We start from the raw sequence: 4,782 nt of genomic DNA on the forward strand, positions 1-4,782 counted from the left end.
CCTCTAAACACCACTCCGATTCGCGTCAACAGCCAATCTTTCAGTTTTTTGAAAAACATGAGGAACGGCCCAAAATCGCCGGACGGCGGGCCTGCTCCGCCCGGAATGGCGCAACCGTAAGACCGGGTTAACGGCCCGGACTGTAAAGTAGGCGTACATGACCAGCACATCTTCCAGCACATCGGCCCCCGCCATGCCGCATGACTCGTTCGCACCTGCACCGCTTGCCGGTCAGGACACTCTGGCGAGCGATGTCAAAAGGGCCATCATCTGGCGCTCTGGCAGCCAGATCGCTGCACAGGTCGTGAGCTGGTCCTCCACACTCATCGTCATGCGGTTGCTCTCGCCCAGCGACTATGGCCTGTTTGCGATGTCGTTGGTGATGTTGAGCTTCCTCACGTTTCTCAATGGCTATGGCTTTGCCAGCGCCCTAATTCAGGAACGCGATCTAGATCAGAACCGCATCCGTCAGGCGTTCGGGCTACTTCTATCGGCCAATGCCCTGATCGCGGCGGTCCAATGGTTCGCGGCTCCATCAGTTGCAGCGTATTACGGGCAGCCGGTTGTAGCCGACATGCTGCGCGTGCAGACGCTGATATACGTCTCCACCCCGTTCATCGCGATTCCCGAAGTCTTGATGGGACGGCGTCTCGATTTCCGCAGCCAGGCGGTGGTCAATCTCAGTTCCGCACTCACCGGAGCGATTCTCTCGCTGGTGATGGCGTGGGCCGATTTTGGCGTCTGGACGTTGGTCTATGCGCCGATCGTTATGTTCTGGGTGCGCGCGATCGGGCTGACCGTCCTTGCGCGATCGCTGGTCTGGCCAAGTTTCAATTTCCGCGGCTGCGGCAGCATCTTTCGATTCGGCCTTGCTATTCTGCTGACCCAGTTGTTCTGGCTGGTTCAGACGCAGAGCGACATCTTCGTGATCGGTCGCAAGCTCACGCCGCACGAAGTGGGCGTCTATTCACAGGCCGTATTTCTGGCGACGATCTTCTATTCGAGATTCGTACCGCCACTTAACGAGGTGGCGTTCCCGGCCTATTCCCGGTTGCAGGACGATCTGCCTGGCCTTCGCTGGGCGTTCCTGCGTTCCGCGCGACTTATCCTGCTGATCGCAGCACCGCTTTATGTCGGCATGGCGGCAAGCGCGAAGCCTCTGGTCGCAACGCTATTTGGCCCCACATGGCATGAACTGCCGCCGCTGATCGAGTTCATGGCGCTGGCCATGCCTTTCATGACACTGCAGGTGCTGTTCTCGCCCGCGCTGAATGCAATCGGCAAACCCGGCGTGCCGGTGCGGACGGCGATTGCCGGGGCGATAATCTTTGCCGCATCATTCGTGGCTGCTGCGCAATTCGGCATCATGGCTGTGGCAATGGCGTGGTGCCTTGCCGCGCCACTGCTTTTGCTGGCTACGGTGCTGCTGTCACGACCGGCGCTGGGTATCGGGCTTGGCGATATGTGGCGAGCGCTTGCCCTGCCCGCCGGAAGCAGCCTCGCGATGGGTGCTATCGTGTGGGCAGCAGACCGGTTGCTGATCTCAAACCGGCTTGATGCTTTGCCTGTGCTGCATCTGAGCCTGCTGGTTACGGTTGGCGTGGTTGCCTATGCCGGGGTGATCCACACGGCGGACCGCACCGCGCTGCACCAGATATGGAGCCTGATCAGGCGGAAGCCCGAAGCGGCAACCTAATCATCGCGCGCTGCTGCTGCTTTCATGCGAGCGAGCGCGCGGCGGTCGAACCATGACCAGATGCCACCGCGGGGCTTGAAACCCGAAAGATGTGCTGGATAGAGACTGGCGAGGCGTTCGGGCAGGCCGTGTGGCCCTTCGTTCCTTAGTATCCGTGTGATCAGGCGATCCTGAAAGTGACGCACGGCGTAGTTGATCATGCGGCTGTGCTGCATTCGCCAGCTTGATAGATCAAGTGGAGTGAAAGGCTCGCACCGGAACCCGGCCTCCATGACTGGGCGGACGCGCTCTTCGCGCCATTGTGACAGGGGGCCAAGATCGGTCTTGGCCAATGCGCCGACCAGCCCGTCATCCCCGACAAGATCCACCGGCAAGCGTATACCGCTGGCACGCATAGCATCGACGAAGCTGCCGCGCAGGGCATAGAGATCACCAAACACGCCATGCGAGCGCGCCATAAGGCGACGGTAGTGATCCCCACGCCGCCCGTTCAGCGGCGGAGCAGAGGCCAGTTGCGCTTCCGGGTGGGAATCGAAAGCCGCCAGCAAGGCTGGGATCGAACCGGGCGCCACTTCGGCATCACCATCCACCAGAACCACCGCACGCAGGCCAGACTGAAGCGTATCGAGAATGATACGGTTCCAGCTCCGTGCCTTGCCGGGTTCCGGCCAGTCATGCAGCGTCAGGTTGGTATGCTGCCCTGCGATTTGGGCAACGATTTCCGCCGTGCGATCACGAGATCCGTTAACGACAACGTGGATGGCAAAGCCTGCATCCGATAGCGGCAGTGTGGCGAGACAGCGGGCAATGCGCCGCTCCTCGTTGTGCGCGAGGACGACTACCGCGACAGGCGCAGCCCCCCCGCCCGCAATCGTCATACCTCGGCCATCGCCCAGATCGTGACAGGAAAGCGTTCGTCATTGGCGAAACGCTTTTGCCATCCGGCGCGCGCCCAGCGGAACAGGTTGCCCCGCACAGCGACGGCATTGCCCCAGCCGCCCGTCTCGATCCTTGCGGGGTCAAAGCCGCATTCCTCAAGGAAATGCACCATGCCGAGTCGCGTCCAGCGCGAGCAGTCGGTGGGAATTGGGTGGTAACGTATCAGGAATGGCGTGATGTTGATGAACACGCCGCCGGGCTTGAGCATGGCACGCACGTTCCTGGCCGCGCGATAGGGATAGAGCAGATGCTCCCATACGTTGTCCGCAATGATCACATCGAACTTCTGATCGAGAACATCGTTGCAGATATCGTGTTCGGGCCAGTTCATCTCGGTATAGCTGCCCCAGCGGCGCTGCCGCCATTTCCAGCCTGCCGAAATCTCCAGCGCATCAAGCGATTCGGTGCCCCGCCTGTCGAGCCAGGCGTCGATCTCGCGATAGGCGACGACGCGCGTGATATGCGTCTTGTCATAACCGACAGCCCGCGCTGCCGCTTCTGCAAGACCAAGCGCCCGTGTGCGCCAACCGGAAGATGCCGAATCCCTGCTCATTCTGTCCGCATAACCGCAGGGGATTGCCACGACGTTAAGGCGATGATCGAACAGGCTGGTGACATCGTCAAAACAGGCGTAAACTGCGCACAGGGAGAAGGACGATGCGCAAGGCCCTTGCAGGCTGGACTGCGGTTCTGATGGCGGCAAGCCTGCCTGCGTGGGCTGCCGATGACCCACTGCAACCCACCGGCGATACCGAACTGGTCAAGACCATCGACGACCGTCACAATCGCATGACCGTGCCTGTGCAGATCGGCAGCCACGGGCCATTCCGCTTTCTGATCGATACGGGGTCCGAACGCACCGTGCTGTCGCGCCAGATCGCCACGGCGATGAGCCTGCCCATCGCCGGAAATGGCATAGTGGTTGGCGTGGCGGGATCGCAGGCGGTCGAACTGGTCGATGTTGAGGAAATCAGCCTCGGCAAGCGGACGTATTACACACTTACAGCCCCGTTGCTCGAACAGCAGCATATCGGGGCTGACGGCATTGTGGGGCTGGATAGCTTGCAGGATCAGCGCGTCCTGATCGATTTCCCCAAGGACACGATCGTCATCGGTGACGCGGCATCGCTGGGCGGATCGCGCGGGTTCGAGATCGTAGTGAATGCGCGCCGCAGATCGGGCCAGTTGATCATGACCAACGCGCTGGTCGATGGCGTGCATACCGATATCGTGATCGACACGGGGTCAGACAGTTCGATCGGCAACATGGCGCTGCGCAACGCGCTTACCCGACGGCGGCAGGCGCAGCAGACCGTGCTCTATTCGGTCACCGGCCAGCAATTGAGCGCGGACCTGATCATGGCCTCCACCATCGAGGTGAGCGGCCTGCAACTGCACAACACGTTCCTCGCCTTTGCCGATTCGCCCGCGTTTCATCGCCTTGGGCTGGAAAAGCGCCCGGCCATGCTACTGGGCATGGCGCAGTTGCGCATGTTTCAGAGAATCGCCATCGATTTTGCCAAGCGGCGCATCCTTTTCGATCTGCCACCCGAAGTTGCCAGCGCCAATCGGCGCGCGCCCGGTTTGCGAATCCAATAAAGGCACTGGCCCGCTGAATGTCATGAAGGCACTGGCATAGCGCGCCACTGCGCCTATGTGGGGAGCCATGCCGCCCGAAAACCCCACGAGTGCCCAAATAGCCCGCCACGATGGCTGGCAAACCCTACAGCGATTCCTGCCCTATCTGTGGCCGGCCGATAACGCGGTCCTACGCCGTCGGGTGATGGGCGCGGTGCTGATGGTGCTGCTTGGCAAGGCTACCACATTGGCGCTGCCCTTTGCCTACAAGAAAGCGGTCGATGCGATGACTCTCGGTGCAGGCGAACAGCCGGCGTTGACGGTCGCGATGGCGTTTGTCCTTGCCTATGCTCTGGGTCGGTTCGCAGGCGTCTTGTTCGACAACCTGCGCAACATCGTTTTCGAACGGGTGGGGCAGGATGCAACGCGGCATCTGGCCGAAAATGTCTTCGCCCGGTTGCACAAGCTTTCTCTCCGCTTCCACCTTGCCCGCCGCACCGGCGAGGTGACCAAAGTGATCGAGCGCGGGACCAAGAGCATCGACACGATGCTCTATTTCCTGCTGTTCA

Annotated in this window: 5 protein-coding genes; 3 read left to right on the forward strand and 2 right to left on the reverse strand. The window is 61.1% G+C overall.

Features of this window, described 5'->3' with window-relative positions; all coding sequences use genetic code 11:
* Positions 1-157: 157 nt before the first annotated feature.
* Complete coding sequence (locus ACOVQ0_RS04015; protein WP_421880425.1) at positions 158-1,696, forward strand: lipopolysaccharide biosynthesis protein; 1,539 nt, start codon at positions 158-160, stop codon at positions 1,694-1,696.
* On the opposite strand, the gene ACOVQ0_RS04020 is transcribed toward ACOVQ0_RS04015, so the two are convergent.
* Positions 1,693-2,574: a glycosyltransferase family 2 protein gene (locus ACOVQ0_RS04020; protein WP_421880427.1), complete on the reverse strand. Its 882-nt coding sequence runs from the start codon at positions 2,572-2,574 to the stop codon at positions 1,693-1,695. The two genes, ACOVQ0_RS04015 and ACOVQ0_RS04020, sit on opposite strands and share 4 nt — an antisense overlap.
* The gene (locus tag ACOVQ0_RS04025; RefSeq protein ID WP_421880429.1) at positions 2,571-3,188 is read right to left on the reverse strand and encodes a class I SAM-dependent methyltransferase; all 618 of its coding nucleotides are present in this window, start codon (positions 3,186-3,188) and stop codon (positions 2,571-2,573) included. The genes ACOVQ0_RS04020 and ACOVQ0_RS04025 overlap by 4 nt, the downstream gene beginning before the upstream one ends.
* A gap of 104 nt (positions 3,189-3,292) precedes the next feature.
* Between ACOVQ0_RS04025 and ACOVQ0_RS04030 the strand changes: the two genes are divergently transcribed.
* Both ACOVQ0_RS04030 and ACOVQ0_RS04035 read left to right on the forward strand, forming a co-directional pair.
* Positions 3,293-4,234, forward strand: coding sequence for an aspartyl protease family protein (locus ACOVQ0_RS04030; RefSeq protein WP_421880431.1), 942 nt, complete (start codon positions 3,293-3,295; stop codon positions 4,232-4,234).
* 67 nt (positions 4,235-4,301) lie between these two features.
* Positions 4,302-4,782 (forward strand): ABC transporter transmembrane domain-containing protein (locus ACOVQ0_RS04035; protein WP_421880433.1); only part of this gene is annotated, 481 nt, incomplete at its 3' end.

The sequence above is a fragment of the Novosphingobium sp. genome (assembly GCF_049240505.1).
Classification (GTDB): Bacteria; Pseudomonadota; Alphaproteobacteria; order Sphingomonadales; family Sphingomonadaceae; genus Novosphingobium.